This window comes from Parabacteroides merdae ATCC 43184, from assembly GCF_025151215.1.
GTDB lineage: Bacteria > Bacteroidota > Bacteroidia > Bacteroidales > Tannerellaceae > Parabacteroides > Parabacteroides merdae.
Map to the genome: position 1 here is coordinate 4244921 of NZ_CP102286.1, position 23603 is coordinate 4268523.

The following is a 23603-nucleotide window of genomic DNA, read 5'->3' on the forward strand; positions in this document are numbered from 1 at the left end:
GCTTTTCGGGGTTCGGGAAGCTATCCTTTTTTTAGAAACTGTTTTAGTGATTTATTTATACTTGCACCGATGTATGGTTATGTGGAATGTTGCTGCAATAAGAAATAAAGTGTATACCAGGACATGAAACATTGCCCAGTTATGTCACAATTCATGGTTATATTTACTGGACGCAGATTACGCAGACAAGCGTAGATATATTAATTGACAATATAAAATAAGTCTGCGTTAATTAGCGCATTCTGCGACGTCTGCGTCCAGTTTATCTTCTTTATACACTTTTACTCTCCAAGCCAAAATGGGCCTTGAACCAATGTTGGATCCTTATCTATTTCTGATTGATGTATCGGATACCAATAGAATTTGCGAGGATAAACACGATCCATGTATTTTGTGCGTTTGAAGAAGGCGTTGTCTCCTTGATCAGTATATTCGGTTCCATAATAATTCATCCCATAATCCGGTCCATTGACACCCCAATCTGGATTTTCACCCTGCTCATTTAGGTTTCCGATGCCATAATGGGCTGTTTTCCAGCGACGCAAATCATGGTAACGAACTCCTTCACCCACAAATTCTACTCGGCGTTCTTTGTGTATCAAACGTCTTACCTCTTTCTGGTCTGAGAAATTGATCTTAATGCGGGTAAAACCATTCTCATCCGTGCCAGTTCCATATTCGGCAATACCAGCCCGATGGCGAATCTTATTCAAATTGTCGAGTATTTCTTGTTTGTGGCTCATGCGTTCTGAACTTTCATTTAATGCTTCAGCATAACTTAGATAAGCTTCTGCCATGCGGAAAATGATAGCCGGACGATAAGGGTGATTGTTATCACGAGGTATATAATCCAATGATACTCGACTACGATTTAAATAACCGTTTTGCGGAGCATCGTGTGTTGGTCCTCCGTCCGGTTGTCCATACAAAAAGTTCGTATTACGGTTTTCCCATTTGAACCATTGTCCATTCCATACTACAGTCAGGTAAAAACGAGGTTCCCGATGGCAATACATATTAAATGTGTTGGGTTGTACAATCAAGCGTTTCCCGTCTCGTTCCGGTGTAACGTCAGGGTAATTACTATCATTGTACCCATCCATTAAATAATAATCGGTTGCCCTATATTCGGGTTTTGTAGAAAATCCCTTCTCACTATATAATGGCGCATTCGGATTGATTTTCGGACTACCGTCCGCATTATATCCCAGTATAGGTTCCGTTCCGTCTTCCATAAAGAAAGCATCTACCAGTGATTGAGTAACTCCTAAGCCTCCATTACCGCCGCAACCGCGAGGAGTTCCGTGCTGTTCCCAATCTCCGTAATTTCCTTTAGGTCGGAACCAAATGATTTCATTGTTACCCTCTCCTTCTGTTCTCATTGTGGCTCCGTAACAGGACATGAAGGGATCCACTTTGCCGTTTTCTTTGTTATTTACGATATACAACCCCTTTCCTTTTTTCTCGGCTTCATCGATCAGCTGCTTACATGCGTCAGCTGCTTTTTTCCATTTGTTGGCATCATAAGCTTGGCTGAAACGTTCTTCTCCGTCAGAATTTTTAAAGCCGAGATACCATTCATTTCCATTTACTAACGGACTTGCTGCAAATAGCAATATGCGGGCGCGAAGCGCCAATGCTGCCAATTTAGTTGCGCGACCACCATACAACGTACTCCAACTGTCCGGAAGGACTTTCGACAATTCTAAAAATTGATTATCCAGCCAGTCGATCATCCATTCAAAGCTTTTCTGACCGCGCATTAGATCCGGAGAATCCGAAGTCATATCATCTTCAAAATAAGGGACTGCTCCATAAGCCAAGGTCATCATCCAATAGTAATACGCAACCATGAAACGACATTCGTTTTTCATTGTCTCCACGTCACTCTCCGTTACGTTTTGTTTTGGTAAAGCCTTTACGTTATCCATGAAAATATAGGCTTGTCGAATATATTTGGACATTGTCCAATAGGATCCGCTCCAACCTGAATTAGGTTCCCATTGTCCTACGCGAAATCCTAATCCGCAGTCACTACCCCAATATGGTAACCAGCCTTGCGATGGAGTGATATCGTTTGCCAGCATCTCGAACGCATCGTAACGCGTATAATCCCAGTATGGATCCCGAATGCCTTGGTATACACCTGCTAGCCAATCTTCCGTACGAGTCTTGTCGTCGAATATCATGTCTATTGTAATAATATCGTCTGGTGCATTGTCTATAAAATCCGTGCATCCATTTAAGCACATACATAATGTCGCTAAACCAATATACTTGCTAAATTTCATTTTTTTATTTTTTTTATTTTTAGAAATTAATATCAAAACCTGCTGAAAATGATTTCATTATCGGGTATTTTGTTCCTACGGATGTGTCGACTTCAGGATCCCATAAGTCAAATTTTGAGAATGTGAACAGATTACTACCTTTTGCATATAAACGAATGTTCGACAGGCCAATTTGTCGTACCCAAGATTTCGGGAGCGTATAGCCGATCTCTATATCTTTCACTCGGAGAAAACTCATGTTTTCCAACCACCATGTAGAGTTTCGAACATTATTCTCGCTTTTCCCCCATGTCAAACGTGGGTAATATACATCTTGGCTTGGATTTTCAACGGTCCAACGGTCTTGATAGTTAGTCAGGATATTTCCCATGGCCCCCATTGTTTCACCAGGGGTAAACTTGTTGCTGCATCCTCCTTTAAATCCGTATGTCATCCCATTCCCTTGGAAGAATATGTTAAAATCTAGATTCTTATAGCGAAAATTGGCACCGAAGCCGTATACGATCTGAGGGTTGTATGTTCCTCCTATGGCAGTCTCGTCCAATGAACTGACAACGCCATCCCCATTCACGTCTTTATATTTGATGTCACCGGGGCGAACCGGACCGAATGTATGGGTAGGAATATCCTCGTTTACAACGTAACCGCCATTCTCGGCAATCAGATAATCTCCGTTGGCATCTTTTTGGAAATCATCAAAAGTAAACAGGCCTTCGTCGACTAATCCAAATAACTGGTTGACTTTTTCGCCTGTCCGTTGACGATTCGTCCCCATGACGCCTAATGCCTCATCCTGTTCGATGATTTTGTTCTGGGCGTATGTAAAAGATCCCCGGAAGCCGACGTATAAATCTTTATTGATTTGTTTGTTTACGTTTAATGCTAGGTCGATCCCCTGATTATTTACTTTCCCATAATTAGCCCATGGTGTATTTCTAAATCCTGCTGATGTCGGAATATTATTTCGTTTCATAAAGATATTATATCTGTGTTCAAAGAAATAGTCCACTTGGAAGTCGATCATATTCCAGAGGCCCAATTCGAAACCTGCATTTGTTTTCGATACGGTTTCCCATGTCAGATTAGGAATTCCGAAATCACCTTCAAAGCGAGAATTCCGATGATAATATTGTCCGTTGGTTCCCCAGTCATAACCCGTTCCGTCTTCTCCCAATGTTGTCTGGTAAGCAAAGCGACGTCCGTCTAATTGGTCGTTCCCTGTCAAGCCGAATGAACCACGAAACTTGATTTTGCTGAACGTGTCTTTGTATGGTTCCATGAACTTTTCTTCCGAAAGCAAGTAACCAATTGCTACGGACGGGAAAAATCCGAAGCGATATCCTTTGGCAAAATTCTCTGATCCGTTATAACCGAAATTAAATTCTGCAATATATCGATTGTCATATGTGTAAGATGCTCGTCCGGCGATACCCATGCGGCGATAAGGTACGATGTCGTACGATTCTTCAAATTGCTGGTAATCCCGTTGGTTATACAAGAACAAACCTTCAACCTGATGTTTCCCGAATGTCCTTTCATAATTCAAATTCAGTTCTACATAAGTTGCTTTGTTTCCCCAATCATTATTTTCGGAAGTGCTCAAAAATTGTTGTCCGTAACTGGATATGTTCAAAATTAAATTACCATTTTCATCGCGTTGGGTAGCCGGTTGATACAAGTCTGGTGTTTTTGAACGAGTAACGCCTGACCAAGAATAGCGATCAAATGAGAAAATACCCTTTATTTTCAGTCCAGGAGTAATAAATTTCAAATCTTGCTCTAATGCGAACAACGATTCGATTTTACTTTGAGAGGTTGTTGCATATCCTTTTTGAGTAACCTGTACGTACGGATTCACTCGTTGATTGACTACTGGAAAATAGATATTATCATCTTCTTTATAATAGGCCGGATGTATGAATGGAGGGGTCTCGAATGCTCCCGAAAATGCATCATCGGAAGATATTGCCATTTTATTCATCTCCTGTAAATAGCCACCGACACTGACTGTCAATTGCGTTGTTTTTGTGATATTGATGTCTACATTCGAGCGTAAGTTGAATTTGTTTAGATGTGTTCCACTGTTCCAACTTTGACTCTTGTCGCGTTCGAAAATACCTTGTTCGCCATAATATGATCCGACCACTGCATAGCGTAAAATGTCAGAACCTCCGTTGACAGTAATATCTGCACGTTGATTCATGGCAAAATCTTTCGTAATCAGATCCATCCAATTTACATCCGGGTATAAATCCGGATCAGTTCGATTTATGTAGTGATCAATGGTTTCTTGCGAATAGGGAGATTGCTGTTGACCGTTATCTTTTGCTATTTCATTCAATAATGTCAGATACTCTGCTGAACCGATGTATTGGGGTAATTTTGTTGGTTGAGTAAAACTTTGTTCGAAATGGACATTGACTGTAGGTTTTCCTAATTTCCCACGTTTAGTTTGCACCAAAATAACGCCGTTTGCTCCACGTACACCATAAACGGCTGAAGCAGATGCATCTTTTAACACAGAAAATGATTCGATTTCAGCAGGGTTCAAGTCATCGAGTGTTCGTTCGATGCCGTCGACTAATACTAAAGGACTGGTTCCTGCTCCTTGGAAAGATGAAATACCTCGTATCCAGAAATTGGAACCGTCCGCTCCCGGTTCTCCTGATCGTTGCACGGCAATTACACCTGCCACATTTCCCGCCAAGTTGTTACTTAAGGCACGTGTTGTCCCTTGGCTTAATACCTGAGGCTCGATTGTTGTAATCGAACCTACTATCGATGCACGTTTTTGAGAGCCATAGCCGACTACTACCACTTCATTCAAGCCTGTCGAAATTTCGTGCATGTTCAAGTTTATGTTGATTTGGTTACCAACAACAATTTCCTGCTCTTCAAATCCAATGTAAGTGAATACTAGTATAGAACTTCGACTTGGAACTTCTAAAAAATAGTTGCCATCTATATCTGTTGTTGTACCTATCGTTTGTCCTTTTATTACAATATTCACTCCAGAAAGTGGTTCTCCCTGGGAATCTCGTACTGTACCATTTATATGGATCCCTTCTTCTGTGAGTTTTTTAACAGTAGGGATTATTTCCTTTTCATGTCTATCTAACCATTTGCCATTGGCATGAAGATAATTTGTACCTGATAGCAATGCACACACGATACATGTTAATTGCAATTTTTGATTTAATTCATTTTTGATCATGTTTTTTACGGAATTATAGATTTTACGTTAACTGTTGTTACTTTTAACTGTGTTCTTTTTTTGTTTTTATCCCATAGGCTATTTTTTATTGATTATGAATTTCTACTTTAAGCATATTATTTAACTAATTATCTAAATGATGTCTCCATAGTCCTTGAGGAACTATGGAACTTATATATAGAAAGAATCTTATTATTCAATGTCTTAAATGTATGAGGAGTGGAAATTGTTATCATTACAATGTCTTTTTTGACATAGGAGAAAATTATTTTATTCCTATTGTTTTAAATGTTGAATTTATTTTGTAAAAAAAGTTGCTCATGTTAAATGGATTGTTTACGTTTGCAAAAACGTAGTATTTAATATACTCTATTATTAAGTTTTTTTTCTGAAAGCTTTTTGTTATTATGGTGGAATTCCATAGTTCCTCAAGAACTATAGTTTGTTTATTATAGTGAGATGCAACGTTCTTTTTTGTATTAAAACCACGTATGTTGCCGGATCACCACATGGTCGGTTGTGCAGATATTTGGCTCTGTACGTCTCTTACCTCCCGAGTTTCGAGAGGCTGTTCAAGTTGTTTTTAACATTCAATACCTATTTTGCATATATCTGTGTGCGCTCGGTATTTAAAAGATACGCATTCTCTTGTGGCAAAAGCAAATGGTAGGAAAATAAAAAGCCCCGCTATTCCTAAGAATAACGAGGCCTTTTGGAAGCGAGCGGAAGACGGGACTCGAACCCGCGACCCTAACCTTGGCAAGGTTATGCTCTACCAACTGAGCTACTTCCGCAAAATATTGTTTGCTCAAACTTGTGTACTCGAAGCGGGACTTGAACCCGCACAGCCGCAATGGCCAAAGGATTTTAAGTCCTTCGTGTCTACCGATTCCACCATTCGAGCATCCCTTTCTCTTAAGAGATGAGCGGAAGACGGGACTCGAACCCGCGACCCTAACCTTGGCAAGGTTATGCTCTACCAACTGAGCTACTTCCGCATTGTTGCATTGTTTTCGTTTGCGAGTGCAAAGGTAGATGAAATTTTTGTTTCTGCAAATATTTGGAATAAAAAAATGCAGGGCAACGCATTTTTTTAGTTTCTCACAACCCATTCCTGTCTGTCGGACGATACTGGAGTCATGTAATATTTTCTTAATGGAAATTGCGATACGCCCTTTGTCGGTGCTCCGGTCCCATAGCCGATATCATATTCAGTTCCGCATTCCGGGCAAATTGCTTTTCCTGCATTGTCGGCTTCTATGATGATATTCTTTTTGGCTTCGTGGGGACAGCACAGATCAAATGCATAGTAGGTCGCATTTCCGTAATTGTCGATTCCGCATACAACCAAAACACCGGAAAAGCCCGTCTTTTCTCCGGCAGTACGGGCTTTAGTGATGGATTTGTGATTGTATATGCCTACTAGATCTTTGTCGCCGAAGCGCAGGTCTAGTTCTAAATATACCGGTGCATAGGGTATATCCGATTCTTCGAATTTGGAACACGAACAAACTAATGATATAAGTAAGCAAAATAAAAACCGTTTCATCGTTTATTAGGATAACAGCTGTTGCTCAGCCTCGTTTACTCTATTAAACGCGAAACCGTCCATGATATTTTGCATCAAGGCGGAAATCTGGTCATTGCATAAATTTCCGATACTTCCTTCGTGCGTATGGTGAACTTTCTTGACAGGGACGAATTTACCAGCTTCGATGTTCAATCCTACCTGCTTGTAAGCGTCACGGAAAGGCATACCTTCCAAAACGAGGCGGTTTACCTCTTCCACACTAAAGAGGAGTGCATATTTGTCATCGTCTAAGATCTGCTCGTTCACCTTTACTTCCCGCATCATGTGCGTAACCATGCGGAGGCAATCCTTCAACTCGTCGAAAGAGGGGAGGAATACTTCCTTTATGATCTGCAGGTCGCGGAAATAGCCTGATGGAAGGTTGTTGCTGATCAGTGTGATCTGCTGGGGCAATCCTTGCAGCTTGTTGCATTTGGCACGCGTCAGCTCGAACACGTCCGGATTCTTTTTATGCGGCATGATACTGGATCCTGTTGTGAACTGGTCCGGCAACTTGATGAAACCGAAGTTCTGGCTGTTGAACATACAAGCATCGAAAGCTAGTTTGGAAAGGGTTGCCGCAATGCCGGCCATGGCAAAAGCTACGGTACGTTCCATTTTGCCACGTCCCATCTGGGCGTAAACGACATTATAATCGAGCGAGTCGAAGCCGAGCAGATCTGTTGTCATCTGGCGTCTCAGCGGGAAAGAAGAGCCATATCCGGCCGCAGAGCCCAACGGGTTGCGGTTGCAAACTTTATAAGCAGCCTGCATCATCTGCAAATCATCGGTCAGGCTTTCGGCATAGGCGCCGAACCAAAGTCCGAATGATGACGGCATGGCAATCTGTAAATGTGTATATCCGGGAAGCAGCACGTCCTTATAACGGTTACTCTGCGAGATCAACACCTCGAACAGGTCGGATACCAACTCTACGATTTCCTGAATCTGTGCGCGGGTGAACAGCTTCAGATCCAGCAGCACTTGGTCGTTACGTGAACGTCCGCTGTGTATCTTTTTCCCTGTGTCACCCAGGCTGCGTGTCAGCATCAGTTCCACCTGCGAGTGGACGTCTTCCACGCCCTCTTCAATTACAAACCGGCCACAGTCGGCAACGGCATAGATATTTTTCAGTTCGGCAAGCAAGATCGTCAGTTCCTCTTTGGTAAGCAGCCCGATGCTTTCCAGCATGGTGATGTGAGCCATCGAGCCGAGCACGTCGTACTTGGCGAGATAGAGATCCATCTCACGGTCTTTGCCTACCGTAAAGGTATCCACTTCCTGGTCTACCTGAACATTCTTTTCCCAAAGTTTCTGAGCCATCAAAAAAACATTTAATAAGGCAGGGATGCCAACATGGTCGATATTTTATCGATCGCATCCTGCAATGGTTTTGATACCATTGGTTTGATAAACGGATTCAGTTCGGCGCGGACGGTTATTTTCATCCGTGTGTCGTTCTCTTCTACCTGTTTTAGCTGAATCCAAAGGAACAGGGGAACAGGCGAGTTCGTGGTCGTGAATTTGATCGTCTTGTTCGGTTCACGTTCCACGATCTGGAAGGTTATCTTGCCTACCGGTGCGACGGAAAAACTGCAAGAGTCTTTATCGAACTCGAAATCTTGAATCTTATCTTGAGGTATGCGGTCCTGCACCTTTCCTAAGTTGGATAGGTCGGACAGCATATTAAAAATACGATCCTCGTTAAAGGGGATCGTTTTCACTTCGCTAACAAATTCAGTCATTTTCACTTACTTTGTTTCGGGATTCCAGTTTGCCGGATCTTTGCGCCATTCCTGAAGGACTGCGATTTCGGATTCGTCAATGTAATCTGTACGCAATGCTTCTTCCAGCACGGCATCATAGTTACTTAGAGTCGTCAATGTAACTTTTGCCTCTTTGAAAGCCTCTACTGCAACAGGGAAACCATACGTGAAAATGGCAACCATACCGGCAACGTCACAACCGAAATTACGGACAGCCTGTACGGCTTTCAAACTACTACCACCTGTAGAAACCAAATCTTCTACAATCACTACTTTTGAACCCGGTTTCAGTTCGCCTTCAATCAGGTTTTCCAATCCATGATCTTTAGGAGTTGAACGGATGTACACGAACGGCAGACCCAGTAGGTCGGCAACTAATGCACCCTGGGCGATTGCTCCGGTTGCAACACCAGCAATAGCATCGGCATTTTCATACTTTTCGCTGATTGTGCGAGCCAGCTCCAGTTTAATGAAACTTCTGATTTCCGGATAGGAAAGTGTCTTTCTGTTGTCGTTGTAGATTGGTGATTTCCAACCGGATGCCCATGTGAAAGGATTGGCCGGCTGCAATTTGACCGCCTTAATCTTTAATAATCTCTCTGCTACTAATCTTTCCAGTGTTTTCATACAACCTAATAAAAATGTTTATATCAGTCTGCAAAGGTAGACAAAGGGAATGAGATAACCTTGTAGTTCTTCAAAAAAATAAGCTATACATATTGTATAGCAGGTTTAAGGAGAGTTTATGCCACAGCTATGCCTAAAATACTGATCCGGATGCCGGATATGGCTTTCATGGCTTCTGCACAGGCATTCATGGTGGAACCGGTCGTAATAACATCGTCCACCAGTAGAATGTGTTTGTTTTTCAACGTGTCGGTGTTCTCTACACGGAAGATGTCCTCTACATTTTCCGATCGTTCGAATATCTGCTTGCGGGTTTGACTTTCGGTCTTTTTTATGCGGGACAAGGATGAGGTGTCGACCGCGATTCCAGTGGCGGAACGGATGCCGTATGCGATCCATTCCGACTGGTTATAACCTCTTTGCCTCATTCTTTTCGGGTGGAGCGGGACCGGCAAAAGGAGATCGACGGTGTCGAACAGCCCTGTCTCCCGGTAGGTGGTAGCAGCCATGCGTCCCAGTTCGTATCCGAGTTTTTTGTTTCCATGATATTTTAAGGAATGGATTAGCTTTTGCCCGCTTCCCCCTTTCGTGAAGTGGAGCAGAGCGGTGGCGGCGACGAAAGATGTTTTTCCCTGTAAAAGCAGACAGACCGGATTCGTCTCCATATCCGTAAAATGCGTGTAGGGCAAATGATTCGAACAATGCAGGCAAATATGCTCTTCCCCTTCCACTAAAGACCTCTGGCAAAGCAGGCAGAGGCGAGGATAGAAAAGGTTGAGGAGGTCATTCAAAATCATCCTCGTAGTCATTCCCGTTGAACAGTTGTTTCAGGCAGCGGCTTGTTTCCCTTGTTTCGAAACCGCGTCCGGCGGCGAAGCGGAGCAGTTTGGCGTAAACCTCCCGATCGTCCTTACCACGGGTTACTTTCTTTTTGCTTTTCAGGAGAGAAAGGAGGATGGAGCGATATTCTTGTTCGTCGATACCTTCCAGTGCTTCCGAGCGGATACTGGATGGAATGCCTTTCCGCTGCATCTCGTAGTTGATCTTGACACGTCCCCATTTGTTGAAGCGTAATTTGTCGTTTACGAAATAGCGTGCAAAACGGCTTTCGTCGATGAAACGTTCTTGTAGCAGGCGGGAGACGATCCGGTCGCTTTCTTCCCCGGCCAATCCCGCCGCTTTGATTTTCTTTTCGACATCCTGGATGCAGCGTTCGCTGGCAGAACAGTAGGCGGCTGCCCGGTGAAGCATTTCAGATTCACTGATTTGTTTCATTTGCGTGCTTTTATAATCCGGTCCTTGCCAGACAAGTCTTGGATCAATTCGATATTCTTGTAGCCTTCTTCCTCCAGCATCTCAACAACCATATTGCCGCATGCCGCATTGATTTCGAAGTAGAGATGGCCGTTTCTTCTCAGTTTTTTCTTTCCGAAATGGGCAATATGCCAATAATAGAGCAGCGGGTCGTTGTCCGGGACGAAAAGAGCCAGGTGTGGTTCGTAGTCCAGCACGTTCCGCTCCATGTCTTTTTTTTCTTCCTCCTTGATGTAGGGCGGATTGCTGACGATGACGTCCAGAATGAACGGAATGTCCATTTCCGCTTTCTCCGGGTCTAGGATATCTGTCTGGATGAAAGTGACCGTTGTGTTGTTGCGTTTGGCATTCCGGCGGGCGGTCGCGAGCGCTTCCGCCGAAATGTCCGTCGCAATCACGCTTGCTTTTTTCAGATGCTTCCGGAGTGTGACGGCTATGCAGCCGCTTCCCGTTCCGATATCCAATATCTTGATCTTTTGGTCTGCATTGTCGAGGATGACCTGCTCGACCAGTTCTTCTGTTTCCGGACGTGGTATCAGGACGGACGGGTCTACTTCGAACTGAAGGCTGTAGAAATCGGCCGTTCCTAATATGTATTGGATAGGCTCCATCTGCTTCAAACGTTCGACTATGTCATGAATTCGGCTTTTTTCGCTTTCTGGCAGTTCTTTGTCTTTACAAAATAAAAAATGATGCGGCTGAATATTACAAACCCGCTCCATAATTAAACGAACTAGGCTGCTGACCTCGGAGGATGGGTATAGATCCCTCAATGATTCCTTAATGTATGCGATGGTTTCAGTCATATTTTGTTTTTGGGCAAAAGTAAGCATAAGATAAATTGCAACCAAACAAAGAAAGAATTTTCCGATATCGAAACAAAGGTTTCCAAACAGTGAAACAAAAATTTTTCTACGGTGAAAATATATTTTCCCGCTGGTTTTTCATAATCTTTGTACTTTTGTTGAATAAAGAACAAAAGAAGATGGTTGTCGAAGAGAAATATATGGCCCGCTGCATCGAGCTTGCACGGGGTGGAGAAGGCAATACGGCTCCGAATCCGATGGTCGGTGCGGTGATTGTGCATAAAGGGAAGATCATAGGGGAAGGGTTTCATCGCAAATGTGGCGAAGCGCATGCCGAAGTGAATGCGGTGGCTTCCGTTCGGGATGAAGCGCTTTTGCGGGATTCTACTATCTATGTAAGTCTCGAACCCTGTTCCCACTACGGAAAGACACCTCCTTGTGCGGAGTTGATTATAAGGAAAGGTATCCCGCGCGTCGTGGTCGGCACTTTGGACCCGTTTCCAGAAGTGTCGGGACGAGGAGTACGCATGTTGCGCGAGGCGGGTATCGAAGTCGTGACGGGTGTGCTGGAAGAAGAGGCCCGTGCCTTGAATCCTGCTTTTATGACTTTCCAGATACGGAAACGCCCTTATGTCTATCTGAAATGGGCCCAGAGCGCAGATGGGTTTATCGATATCCGGAGGGAAGATGCTTCTGTACCTTCGGTGCTTTTGTCTTCAGCCGAGACTCTCCGAAGGGTTCATCGGCTTCGTTCCGAAGTGGCGGCTATTATGGTCGGGACACGTACGGCGTTGTTAGACAATCCGTCGCTGACTGTGCGGCATTGGGCTGGCCGTTCTCCAGTCCGGGTGGTTCTCGACCGGACGTTGAAGTTGCCGGTCGGTTCGCATCTGCTGGATGGCGCGGTGCCTACGCTCGTATTTACAGCTGTCGAAGTCGAAAGCCGACCGAATGTCGAGTATGTGCAGATTGATTTCGGGCAGGAGGTCTTGTCGCAAGTCTTGCAATATTTGTATGGACAGAATTTGAATTCGTTGATGGTCGAAGGAGGTGCGGAACTGCTGGAAAGCTTCCTTGATGCCGGCCTGTGGGACGAGGCCTGGGTTGAGACGGCTCCGGTCGTTTTGGGTGCGGGTGTAAAAGCGCCTGCTGTTCCTGGCGTGTTGACCGGTACGGAACAGAGGCACGGACATCTTTTGGAAACCTGGAAACAAAAGGCTTAAAATGAACTTTATAATTCGTAACGACACTAAAATATTATAAATATTCTCCTATATGGGGTATAAAGCAAAAAATGTTTCTACTTTTGTGCCTTTATATGCAACAAACTTATTTTTTGATGAAAAATAGAATAGTACTGTTTATAGCCGGATGTTGTGCTCTGTTATTGTCGTCTTGTTTGGGTTCGGATGATACGCAATATGAGTTGAGTAAAGATTGTCAGATTCTATCTTTTTCTTTGTCGAATGATTCTATCCCGGGTTTGAAAGATGTCGTTTTCACGATTGATCAGGTGGAAGGGAAAATATTTAATATCGATTCAATGCCTTATGGAACAAAGCTGGATGAAAAAGTGATTTGTACGGTTAAGCTGGCTTCTACGGTGTATACTTGTCAGGTCATGCAGGAAGCTATCAGTGATACGTTAAGCTACTGGAACCTGGAAGACTCGCTGGATTTCTCCAAACCGGTTAAGTTCGTGAACACATTGTGGGACGGCCAAACGACAAAGACATACATCGCGCAAGTCAATATTCACCAGGTTGTTCCCGACTCGATGGTCTGGGGTGTTTACAAGGAAGGTATTACGAACGGTGCTGTCAAGGAAGAAAAGGTAGTTGTTTTCGGTGAAGGAAGTGGCGAGTCTTATTATATGTATACGCAGCCTGTAAACGTAAACGAAGGCTACCGGTTGTACCGTTCGGCCGTTACGGATGGAAAGAACTGGACGGAACTGTCTGTATCGGGGCTTCCTGCCGGAGAAATCCGTTTGTCACAGATTACTGCTTATGAAGATGCGTTTTATGCCGTTACGACGAAAGGTATCCTTTATAGTTCAGCCGATGGCCAGACTTGGTCGCTAGTCGAAAATGCACCGGTGATAAAAGCCCTTTTGGGAACTATAGATGTGGAAGATGATTTTACGGCAACCGGTAAGCAGCCGTCAGCCCTTAGTGTGGTTATCGACAAGAATGGCACGTTGGTTTACGGGTATATGAATGAAGCGAAGGTATGGAACGAAGGAACTCTTCTGAACGAAGGTTTCCCTTTGACCGGATTCGGTAATCTTTCCTATAATTCGATGTTCCGTGCCCGCTTGTTAGTGGTTGCCGGAAGAGATAAGGATAATAAACTGACGAATACGGCCTGGGCGACGGAAGACGGAAGAGTCTGGGCGAAGTTGACGGACGATGAAACGGCGCCTTTTGATAAACAGGAGGGGGTCGCTGTAGCGGAATATGACGATAAAATGTTTATGTTGAGTGGTATCGATGAAGCAGGTAAGGCCTCTTCTGACATTTACCTGTCACGTGACGGCGGCGTAAACTGGAGTCTGTCGGATACATTGGTTGTAATGCCGCAGGAATTCAAGGCAAGAGGGTTCTCTTCTATCTACGTGGATAAGGATAATTATATGTATCTTTTCGGTGGAAAAGAAACCAATAGTTCGAATGTATTAAATCAAATCTGGCGCGGCCGTATTAACCGTCTGGGTTTTTAAGTATAAAGAAAGTTCGTGGAGGACCGTATAATTTTATGAGTGATTCGGCGTTAGAAAAGAAGGTATAGATTATAACAGAAAACGATTATGACTTCAACTTTCTTTCAGCGCATACTCTTATTAGTCCTTTTGGCCGGTTGCATGACCGGTCTTCACGCACAAGAATATAAATATGAGATCGGAGGAATGGCAGGCGGAGCCTTTTATATGGGCGATGTCAACAAGAACGCTTTTTTCAAAGGGTTGAATCCCGCGTTCGGAGCCGTTTTTCGCTATAATCCCAATTTCAGGTGGGCTTTAAAGACCAATCTGATGTGGGGGCAGGTTTCAGGTACGACGGAAGGGCAGCAGAATGTTTTTCCGGACCATGCACAAGGTTCTTTCAGTCGGAGCCTGATCGAACTGGGCGGGCAGATGGAGTTCAACTTCTTTCCGTACAGTGATAAATTTGCGTATTCAAACGCAAGACGTTTCACTCCCTATATTTTTATGGGATTGGGGGTGACGGTAGCGCCGGGTAGCGGGAAGACTTTTGCCGGTCCGAACATTCCGCTCGGTGTAGGTTTGAAATACAAGGTTAAGAACAGGATCAACCTGGGATGCGAGTTCTCGTTCCGTAAGCTATTTGGCGACGGTCTGGACGTGACGGACGACAGCAATGCGTTTTTGGATGATCCCTACCATATGAAAGGTAGTTTTTTGAAGAATAAAGATTGGTATTCTTTTTTGTTGTTTACGGTTACTTGGGATTTCGGTCCGCGGTGCAGGACTTGCAACAATGCGAAGAATATAGATAATATACAGTAGTTATAGATGAAAACACTATGTCGCTGATTGAACAAATAGATAAAAATCGATTGCCGCAGCATGTGGCGATTATTATGGACGGTAACGGACGTTGGGCCAAAGCGAAGGGAAAAGACCGGAGCTATGGACACCAGGAGGGCGTTGTCTCTGTCCGTAAAGTCGTGGAAGCCGCTACAACCGTGGGTTTGAAATATCTGACGATGTACACGTTTTCGACAGAAAACTGGAATCGTCCGGAGGCGGAGGTACAGGCGTTGATGAGCTTGCTGGTCGCAGCCATCCATCGCGAGACTCCCGATCTGATGAAAAATAACGTCCGTCTGATGGCGATCGGCAATCTGGATCGCTTGCCGGCAGATGCATATGCCACTTTGCAGGATTGTATTGCACAGACTTCAGCCAATACGGGTGTTACGCTCATATTGGCTTTAAGTTATTCGGCCCGTTGGGAAATAACCGAAGCCGTGAAACGTCTGGCCAGGGAGGCGGTGGAGAAAAAAATAAACCCTGACGATATAACCGAGGCTGTCGTCTCGGATTATTTGACGACCAAAGGTATTCCCGATCCGGATTTATTGATCCGTACCGGAGGAGAACAACGCGTCAGCAACTTCCTGCTTTGGCAGTTGTCATATGCCGAATTCTTCTTTACCGATGTGTATTGGCCGGATTTTAGAGAAGAAGAGTTGTATGGAGCTATATTGTATTACCAGCAGCGTGAACGGCGCTTCGGTAAGACAAGCGAGCAATTAATCTTATAAACAATAGCTGTTATATGTACAAAAGAATAGTGCTGTTTTTCATGTTTCTGGGATTTGCTTTCGGGGCTTTTGCTCAGGAAACTGACACTACCAAGGTTGAAGAGCCGGCAGAAGTGCCGGTCATTTCCTATTCGTCACCTCCCAAAAAGTATAAAATTGCGGATATCAAGGTGACGGGGATTAAGAATTATGATGATTTCGTGTTAATAGGCTTTTCCGGTTTGTCGGTAGGGGATGAGGTTACTATACCTGAGCCGGGCGGGGCGATTACAGATGCTGTAAAGCGTTTCTGGAAACATGGACTATTCTCGGATGTAAAGATTTTGGCAACTAAAATAGAGGGAGATCAGGTTTGGTTGGAAATCCGATTGAAACAGCGTCCGCGTATTTCGGAAGTCAACTATCATGGTATCAAGAAGGGGGAACGTGAAGATCTGGAAGCCCGTCTGGGGTTGCGTAAAGGATACCAGGTGACTCCTAACCTGATCGATCGTGCGACCACGCTGATCAAGAAGTTCTTCGATGGCAAAGGCTTTAAGAATGTGGATGTCGAAATCCTTCAGAAAGACGATATCGCACATGAAGGTGAAGTGATCGTAGATATCAACATCAACAAGAACGAAAAGACCAAAATCCACAAGATCCATTTCGAAGGAAACAGTGCGTTGACTGATCGCGACTTGAAAAAGGCGATGAAAAAGACGAACGAGAAGTTCAGCCTGTTTAACGACTGGAAGAGCAGTATCTTGGAAGCATTCAGCACGAAGAAATTTACGACTGAAGAATACGAAAACGATAAGAAACACATTATCGAGAAATATAATGAAAAGGGATATCGCGATGCTGTTCTTGTGGAAGACAGTGTTGTGAACTATAACGATAAACGTGTGGATATCTTCCTGAAAGTGGAAGAAGGTGACAAATATTACCTGAAGGATATCAACTTTGTCGGTAATACGAAATATCCGACGGAACAGTTGTTATATATTTTAGGAATGAAACCTGGCGATGTTTACAACCAGAAGAAACTGAATGAACGATTGACGACCGACGAGGATGCCGTTTCCAACTTGTATTATAACAACGGTTACATTTTCTTTGGGGCGGACCCGGTAGAAGTGGATGTCGAAAACGACTCCATCTCTTTGGAAGTACGTATTCAGGAAGGTCCTCAGGCGACTATCAACCGAGTGATCATTAACGGTAACGACCGCCTGTATGAAGATATCGTGCGCCGTGAACTCCGTACGAAGCCGGGTATGTTGTTCAGTCGTGACGACTTGATGCGTTCAACCCGTGAAATAGCACAGATGGGACATTTCGACCCGGAAAACTTGGTTCCGCAACCAATACCCGATCCAGATAACGGAACGGTGGATATCCAATACAACCTTGTGTCCAAGGCAAATGACCAGATCGAGTTCTCTGCCGGTTGGGGACAAACTGGTGTGATCGGTAAATTGAGTTTGAAGTTTACGAACTTCTCCATGAAGAACCTGCTGAATCCGAGTACATATAAAGGCATTATTCCGCAGGGTGAAGGACAGACGCTGACGTTGAGCGGTCAGACAAATGGACGTTACTATCAGGCATACAGCATATCGTTTATGGATCCGTGGTTCGGAGGCAAACGACCGAATACATTGTCCGTGAGCGCCTACTTCTCCAAACAGACGGATATCAGTAGTAATTATTTGAGCAATAACAGTTATGGTTATAACCCGTATTACGGTTATGGCGGCTATCCATACTATGGCGGCTACGGTGGCTATGGTTATGGCTACGGTTACGGTTATGGCAATTATGGTAACTATGAGCTGGCCTATGACCCGGATAAGTCGATCATGATGTTCGGACTTTCTGCCGGTTATGGTAAGCGTTTGAACTGGCCGGATGATTACTTCCAGTTTATGGCGACTCTGAACTATCAGTTGTATATGATGAAAGACTGGGATTACTTCCTGGTAAATAACGGTAACTGTCATAACATCAACTTGGAATTGAATTTGCAGCGTAACTCTATTGACAATCCGCTGTACACACGTAAAGGCTCCCAGTTCATGTTCTCGGTTGCCGCCACTCCTCCTTGGTCTTTATGGGACGGCAAGGACTATAAGAATATGAGCGATCAAGATGAAGCCAAGTTCCGTATGATCGAATATCATAAATGGAAATTCAAAGCGAAGATATTCTCTCCGCTGGCTCCTCTGACAGTAAAACGTACGCCGGTATTGATGACACGTGTCGAATACGGATTTCTGGGTTCTTACAACAAGTATAAGAAATCGCCGTTCGAAACCTTCTATATGGGGGGTGACGGTATGAGTGGATACTCAAGTACCTATGCAACCGAAACGATCGGTTTGAGAGGTTACGAGAATGGTAGTATTGCCGGTAACGGTGGCTACAATTCCTATGGTTACGCTTACTCCCGTCTGTCGATGGAGTTGCGCTATCCGTTCCTGTTGGAACCGTCTTCGACGATCTACGGTCTGGTATTTGTGGAAGCGGGTAATGCTTGGAGAGATTTGAAAGATTTCAATCCGTTCCAATTGAAGCGTTCTGCCGGTGTCGGTGTCCGTATCTTCCTCCCGATGATCGGTTTGATGGGTATCGACTGGGCTTACGGTTTCGACCGTCCTGATGGATACGATCAGAGAGGTGGTAGCAACTTCCACTTCATTATCGGTCAGGAATTTTAGAAAATTGAATATTGAATGTTCAATATGAGATAGAAAAGACAATCGGATTTGTTTCCGGTTGTCTTTTTTGCGTTTGGGCATTCTTTGAACCGTACTTGGCAAGTCTGTTAAATTGTTAATTGTATCTTATTAATTTTCAATTTTCAACTTTCAAATTTCAATTCTCTTATCTTTGCAGTCAGAAGGTGTAACTATAAATGACATGTGTATGAAAAAGATTATTGCCTTAAGCTGTCTGTTGTTCCTCTGCTCGTTTGCAGGGCACGCACAAAAGTTTGCATTAATAGATATGGAATATATATTGAAAAATATTCCGGCTTATGAAATGACGAATGAGCAGTTGAGTCAGGTTTCCAAAAAATGGCAGAACGAAGTGGATGCTATCCAGCAGGAAGCGCAGAACATGTACAAGACTTACCAGAGCGATCTTGTATTTCTGTCTGCCGAGATGAAGTCGAAACGTGAAGAAGCGATCGTTCAGAAAGAACAGGAGGCACAGGATTTGAAACGTAAATATTTTGGTCCTGAAGGCGAACTGTTTAAAAAACGTGAAAGCCTGATGAAGCCGATACAGGATGAGATCTACAATGCCGTGAAGGAAATCTCCGAAGACAAAGGTTATCAGATGGTCATGGACCGGGCGTCGTCAATGAATATCATTTTTGCTTCTCCGAAGATCGATATAAGCAATGAAGTCCTGATAAAGTTAGGATATTCAAAATAAATGCTTACATTTGTGCGCTTTAATGAAGCAAATTAAGAATATGATTAATAACAAGTAATATTTTATAGGAAAATGAAGAAACTGATTATTTTTTTGTTGATGATGCTCCCGTTGGGCGTTTTTGCTCAAGAATCTAAGATTGCGATTGTAAATACGCAGGAAGTGATCCAGGCTATGCCGGAATTTGCAACGATGCAGAAACAAATGGCTGATATGGAAGCCAAATATAAAAACGAAATGCAGGTGATGCAGGATGAATACAATAAGAAGTATTCCGATTTTGTTGCACAGCAGGATTCATTGACAGAAAATATCAAAATGAGAAGAATGCAGGAATTGCAGGATATGGAACAGCGTACACAGAACTTCATCCAGATTTCTCAGCAGGATTTCCAGAAGAAGCAGGGTGAGTTGTTTACTCCGATCCAGGACAAACTGAAAAATGCAATCAAGGCAGTCGGTGACGAAAAAGGATATACTTATATTCTGGATCCTCAGATTGTTCTTTATCAGGGTAATACTGCTGTTGACGCAACTCAGTTCGTAAAAGCTAAGTTAGGTATTAACTAATATAATTAGCAAACATAAAATAGCGAAGACTGAAGTCCTCGCTATTATCTTTTAAGGCACGGATTTCACGTATTTACACGGATAAATTTATTTTCTTTCCGCGTTTTCAGTGAAATCCGTGCTTGAATTATATATAAATAAACAACTTCTCTCATGTTTTCATCAGTACCAGGTCCGATTGGTATCTTCGACTCCGGTTACGGGGGGCTTACCATTTTTGATAAGATCAGAGCAGCAATGCCGGGGTATGATTATATTTATTTGGGCGATAATGCCCGTTCTCCCTATGGTACGCGTTCGTTCGAAGTCGTGTATCGTTTTACAAAGCAGGCTGTGGAGACGCTTTTCAATGAGGGATGCCAGCTTGTAATCTTGGCTTGCAATACGGCATCGGCAAAGGCATTGCGTACGATCCAACAGCGGGACTTGCCACAGTGGGACCCGGCTCGTCGGGTGTTGGGCGTAATCCGTCCGACGGTGGAGCTGATGGATAAGATCAGTAAGAGCAAGCATGTCGGTATTTTAGGGACGACCGGCACCATTACTTCCGACTCCTATTCGCTGGAAATAAAAAAGATGTTTCCTCATATGACGGTGACGGGTGAAGCCTGCCCGATGTGGGTTCCGCTGGTTGAGAATAATGAGTTCGATTCACCGGGAGCGGATTATTTCGTGCGGAAGCATTTGGAACATATTTTGGCTGCCGATCCGGAGATCGATACGCTCGTCTTGGGCTGCACGCATTATCCGTTGCTGATCGAAAAGATCAAGGCATTCCTGCCTGAGGGAATTACTTTATTCTCGCAGGGAGAATACGTAGCCGCGAGCCTGACCGACTATCTACGCCGTCATCCCGAAATGGATATCCGTTTGACAAAGCAGGGAAACTGTCGTTTCCTGACCACCGAGTCCGCTGCCAAATTCTCCGATGCCGCCTCTGTTTTCTTGAATCATCCGGTAGAGGTGGAACAGATTCGATTGGTTGAATGAATAATCTGCCAATCGATGCTTGCACTTGTGTGTGGAAGCACGACTGGACTATCTGGTGATAGACTGTCCTTTTCTCTTAAACGATATTTTTTCCGAACGGCGAAAGAGCCAGTGCGGCCATCTTGAAATGCTGTCTGCCGAAAGGAATGCCGATAATCGTGATGCACAGCAGTAACCCGAAAAACAGGTGTGTCAGGCAGATCCAGAAGCCACCGATGAAGATCCAGATCACGTTCATGACCAGGCACAGGCAACCACCTGAATTACCGTTGTCCGTCACCCGGCTGCCGAAGGGCCAAAGGGCCAGCATTCCTAATTTCAATGTCTGCAACCCGAAAGGGATACCGATTATCGTAATCATCAGCAGCAAGCTGGATATCAGATATTCCACAGCGGTAAGCAACCCGCCGCAGATAAGCCAAATGATATTACCCAAAAATTTCATAGCATCAATATTATAAATTATTTTTTACTCTCATGCTGTCCAATTCTGCCAACACCGTCTGCTTCACGATGGCAAAGCTGTCGCGCAGTTCCGGTTTGACCGGCAGCGAAGGCGGAGCTTCCATCTGTAACGGGTTGATCGGCTGTCCGTTCTTATATACCCGGAAATCGAGGTGAGGCCCTGTCGAAAGCCCTGTCGAGCCAACGTAGCCGATAACCTGTCCCTGCTCGACATGGCTGCCGACTTGTATGTCTTTGGCATATTTGCTCAGGTGCATATAGGAAGTCGTATATACGGAGTTATGTTTTACTTTCAGCGTATGGCCTCCTCCGCCCATATAGCCTTTGGCGATGACGGTCCCCGCTCCGATACTCTTGACTTCCGTTCCGACGGGAGCCGCATAGTCTACTCCATGATGTGCCCGATAGCGTTTCAGGATCGGATGGAAGCGGGCGTTCGTGAAACGCGATGTGATGCGGAAGAAGTCCAACGGAGCCTTCAGGAAAGCCTTCCTGAGGCTGTTCCCTTCAAGATCGAAATATTCGAAAACGCTATCCTGGGTGAATGGTATGGCTGTAAAATCTTTTCCTTGATGCGTGAAGACGGCTCCCTCGATGGAGGTGATATTCAGGGCTGTCGTGTCGTCTATATAGGCAACGTCGTACAACACCCGGAATGAGTCTCCTTCTTTTACATCGAAAAAGTCGATCTGCCAGGCATATACATCCGAAATCTTGATCGCCAGTAACGGGTCCGCTCCACTTGCCTTGATCACGTTCCAAAGGGAAGAATTGATTGTCCCTTCTGTGTAATGGCGTTTGATGGTAATAGGCTTGTTGAATTCGTATGCCAGGATCGAATCGCCTGTCAGGTCGATGACGGCATAATCGACAAGTGATTTGGCAAAGGCGATATAACGTATATCGGCAACGCTGTCCTGAGTTGTAAATGTATAATAGTTCATACCCGCACGGAGTTTGGTCGGGTTCAGAACATGGATGGAGGCTTTCGTAATGCTGTCTGCTTTCAAGGCGGAGAAACCGAGGGCTGAAAAGATTGCGGCGGGATTATCGCCGTTTCTCATCTTGTACTCCGTCACGTCCAACGAGTCGATGCAGATGCCATATTGATATACGTGTTGCAGGCTGTCCAGCCATTCGCTGTCGACTCCTTCTTCTTCGGGTTGTTGTTTCGTATGTGTGCAGGAAAAGCAGGTAAGCAGTCCTGCGAGTAACAAATATAGGACGATGCTCTTATTCATTCTCCGGCTTCTTTTTTCATCTCTGTTAGTTCTTCTACCTGTTTTTGTGACAATTGAAGTGCCTTTTCCAGGTCTTCCACTTTAAATCCTTTTCTATTCATAAGGCAAACGAGGTTGCGTCCGTGATGTATGCTGCTGTCGTTCAATAAATCTTTTGTGTCCATATCATACTATTTTATACGTTGCAACAAATATACAAAATTAATCTGTAAGCCTTATTAATTGACCAACTCCTTTGTCGGTGGTCCGGATATTGGCGAAGCATAAATGTTGATACCGGTAAATCATCATTCGGATTATTATTCTACAAACTTATTATTGATTGTGAAAACAACTGTCATACTATCATACTTTGCTTTTGGCAGTATGAATATCAATACTTATGTGGAATGATAGTAGGCATGATGGATGTTTTTTCAACTATCATACCATCATGAAAACAATAACTTTTTCACATGTAACATATAGCATATTTTCAGCAATATAGTTACATTTTTTTGTCGAGACCCGGGTGTCAGACGTCTGCAGACCCGGGTCTCAAGACCGCTCAGATGGAGGTGTAAATGGCTCTGATACGGGCATTTTGAGGAAAAAATCTAACGTCTTTCTTATAAAAAAGTAACGTGTTCCGGCAAAAAAGGCTTATGCTTTCCTGAAAACATTCTGTTTTTAACACTTTTGGAGTGTATCTGTTTCGGGTAAAACGGCTAAAATGATGGTTAAACTGCTGATTTATGATAGTTGCATGATAGTTAAAAAGGAAACTGTCATGCCTATATGTTATGATGTTCAAGTTATATACAAGAAACATGATAGTATGATAGTTGTTTTTTTTAATTCATTATAGTACTGATAAGTTTGAACCGTAAATGCAGATTTACCGGTGAACTAACGGGTAAGGCTGAACCTCGTGCCGCAAGCTCTCTTTTGCCGTCTGCTTTAGCTGATGAATAGATGATTGTTCCCGGCTTTGCCGGTTCCTCTGTGGTTTTTTAACCCCTTTAAATACAATACAAGCTGTGAATGGGGTGTA

General features: G+C 44.0%; 20 protein-coding genes and 3 tRNA genes. 8 read left to right on the top strand and 15 right to left on the bottom strand.

The genetic code is table 11. The features are described 5' to 3' along the window. Positions 1 to 281: 281 nt before the first annotated feature. The 12 genes from NQ542_RS17165 to prmC form a co-directional block, all read right to left on the bottom strand. Positions 282 to 2291, bottom strand: coding sequence for a RagB/SusD family nutrient uptake outer membrane protein (locus NQ542_RS17165; RefSeq protein WP_005650498.1), 2010 nt, complete (start codon positions 2289 to 2291; stop codon positions 282 to 284). A 19-nt stretch (positions 2292 to 2310) separates the two neighbouring features. Further along, positions 2311 to 5505 carry a SusC/RagA family TonB-linked outer membrane protein gene (locus NQ542_RS17170; protein WP_005637363.1) on the bottom strand — a complete coding sequence of 1065 codons (3195 nt, stop codon included), beginning with the start codon at positions 5503 to 5505 and terminating at the stop codon, positions 2311 to 2313. 721 nt (positions 5506 to 6226) lie between these two features. Continuing rightward, positions 6227 to 6299: transfer RNA gene (locus NQ542_RS17175), tRNA-Gly, on the bottom strand. Positions 6300 to 6324: 25 nt separating this feature from the next. Continuing rightward, positions 6325 to 6409: transfer RNA gene (locus tag NQ542_RS17180), tRNA-Leu, on the bottom strand. Between the two features lie 21 nt (positions 6410 to 6430). Beyond that, positions 6431 to 6503 (bottom strand) — tRNA-Gly (locus tag NQ542_RS17185). Between the two features lie 95 nt (positions 6504 to 6598). After that, positions 6599 to 7054, bottom strand: coding sequence for a Rieske (2Fe-2S) protein (locus tag NQ542_RS17190; RefSeq protein ID WP_005637353.1), 456 nt, complete (start codon positions 7052 to 7054; stop codon positions 6599 to 6601). A 6-nt stretch (positions 7055 to 7060) separates the two neighbouring features. Further along, entirely contained in the window at positions 7061 to 8398 is a 1338-nt protein-coding gene (argH, locus tag NQ542_RS17195) for an argininosuccinate lyase (protein WP_005637352.1), read from the bottom strand. Between the two features lie 11 nt (positions 8399 to 8409). After that, on the bottom strand, positions 8410 to 8820 hold the full coding sequence (locus NQ542_RS17200; protein ID WP_005650490.1) for an SRPBCC family protein: 411 nt from the start codon (positions 8818 to 8820) through the stop codon (positions 8410 to 8412). A 6-nt stretch (positions 8821 to 8826) separates the two neighbouring features. Next, positions 8827 to 9468, bottom strand: a complete 642-nt coding sequence (pyrE, locus tag NQ542_RS17205) for an orotate phosphoribosyltransferase (protein ID WP_005637349.1) — start codon at positions 9466 to 9468, stop codon at positions 8827 to 8829. A gap of 116 nt (positions 9469 to 9584) precedes the next feature. Then, positions 9585 to 10277, bottom strand: coding sequence for a ComF family protein (locus NQ542_RS17210; protein ID WP_039849956.1), 693 nt, complete (start codon positions 10275 to 10277; stop codon positions 9585 to 9587). After that, the gene (locus NQ542_RS17215; RefSeq protein WP_005637346.1) at positions 10252 to 10743 is read right to left on the bottom strand and encodes a regulatory protein RecX; all 492 of its coding nucleotides are present in this window, start codon (positions 10741 to 10743) and stop codon (positions 10252 to 10254) included. The genes NQ542_RS17210 and NQ542_RS17215 overlap by 26 nt, the downstream gene beginning before the upstream one ends. Next, the gene (gene prmC, locus NQ542_RS17220) at positions 10740 to 11588 is read right to left on the bottom strand and encodes a peptide chain release factor N(5)-glutamine methyltransferase (protein WP_039849975.1); all 849 of its coding nucleotides are present in this window, start codon (positions 11586 to 11588) and stop codon (positions 10740 to 10742) included. Before prmC ends, NQ542_RS17215 begins: the two co-directional genes overlap by 4 nt. Positions 11589 to 11767: 179 nt before the next feature. Between prmC and ribD the strand changes: the two genes are divergently transcribed. From ribD to murI, 8 genes are all read left to right on the top strand, one after another. Further along, on the top strand, positions 11768 to 12811 hold the full coding sequence (gene ribD, locus NQ542_RS17225) for a bifunctional diaminohydroxyphosphoribosylaminopyrimidine deaminase/5-amino-6-(5-phosphoribosylamino)uracil reductase RibD (RefSeq protein ID WP_005650483.1): 1044 nt from the start codon (positions 11768 to 11770) through the stop codon (positions 12809 to 12811). A 71-nt stretch (positions 12812 to 12882) separates the two neighbouring features. Then, complete coding sequence (locus NQ542_RS17230) at positions 12883 to 14310, top strand: DUF6242 domain-containing protein (protein ID WP_005650481.1); 1428 nt, start codon at positions 12883 to 12885, stop codon at positions 14308 to 14310. A gap of 87 nt (positions 14311 to 14397) precedes the next feature. Continuing rightward, complete coding sequence (gene porG, locus NQ542_RS17235; protein WP_005637342.1) at positions 14398 to 15117, top strand: type IX secretion system protein PorG; 720 nt, start codon at positions 14398 to 14400, stop codon at positions 15115 to 15117. A 17-nt stretch (positions 15118 to 15134) separates the two neighbouring features. Further along, on the top strand, positions 15135 to 15878 hold the full coding sequence (locus NQ542_RS17240; RefSeq protein WP_005637341.1) for an isoprenyl transferase: 744 nt from the start codon (positions 15135 to 15137) through the stop codon (positions 15876 to 15878). A 14-nt stretch (positions 15879 to 15892) separates the two neighbouring features. Then, a complete protein-coding gene (bamA, locus tag NQ542_RS17245) occupies positions 15893 to 18580 on the top strand; it encodes an outer membrane protein assembly factor BamA (RefSeq protein ID WP_005637340.1) in 2688 nt (895 codons plus the stop codon). A 208-nt stretch (positions 18581 to 18788) separates the two neighbouring features. Continuing rightward, positions 18789 to 19304: an OmpH/Skp family outer membrane protein gene (locus tag NQ542_RS17250; protein ID WP_005637338.1), complete on the top strand. Its 516-nt coding sequence runs from the start codon at positions 18789 to 18791 to the stop codon at positions 19302 to 19304. 72 nt (positions 19305 to 19376) lie between these two features. Continuing rightward, entirely contained in the window at positions 19377 to 19874 is a 498-nt protein-coding gene (locus NQ542_RS17255; protein WP_005637336.1) for an OmpH/Skp family outer membrane protein, read from the top strand. Between the two features lie 153 nt (positions 19875 to 20027). Further along, entirely contained in the window at positions 20028 to 20864 is an 837-nt protein-coding gene (murI, locus tag NQ542_RS17260) for a glutamate racemase (protein WP_005637335.1), read from the top strand. 76 nt (positions 20865 to 20940) lie between these two features. Here the strand turns inward: murI and NQ542_RS17265 are convergent, their stop codons facing one another. The 3 genes from NQ542_RS17265 to NQ542_RS17275 are packed head-to-tail and all read right to left on the bottom strand — an operon-like array spanning position 20941 to position 22734. After that, complete coding sequence (locus NQ542_RS17265; protein ID WP_005637334.1) at positions 20941 to 21309, bottom strand: YccF domain-containing protein; 369 nt, start codon at positions 21307 to 21309, stop codon at positions 20941 to 20943. A 10-nt stretch (positions 21310 to 21319) separates the two neighbouring features. Beyond that, positions 21320 to 22570, bottom strand: coding sequence for a M23 family metallopeptidase (locus NQ542_RS17270; protein ID WP_005637333.1), 1251 nt, complete (start codon positions 22568 to 22570; stop codon positions 21320 to 21322). Further along, positions 22567 to 22734, bottom strand: coding sequence for a hypothetical protein (locus NQ542_RS17275; RefSeq protein WP_005637332.1), 168 nt, complete (start codon positions 22732 to 22734; stop codon positions 22567 to 22569). The genes NQ542_RS17270 and NQ542_RS17275 overlap by 4 nt, the downstream gene beginning before the upstream one ends. Positions 22735 to 23603 lie beyond the last annotated feature (869 nt).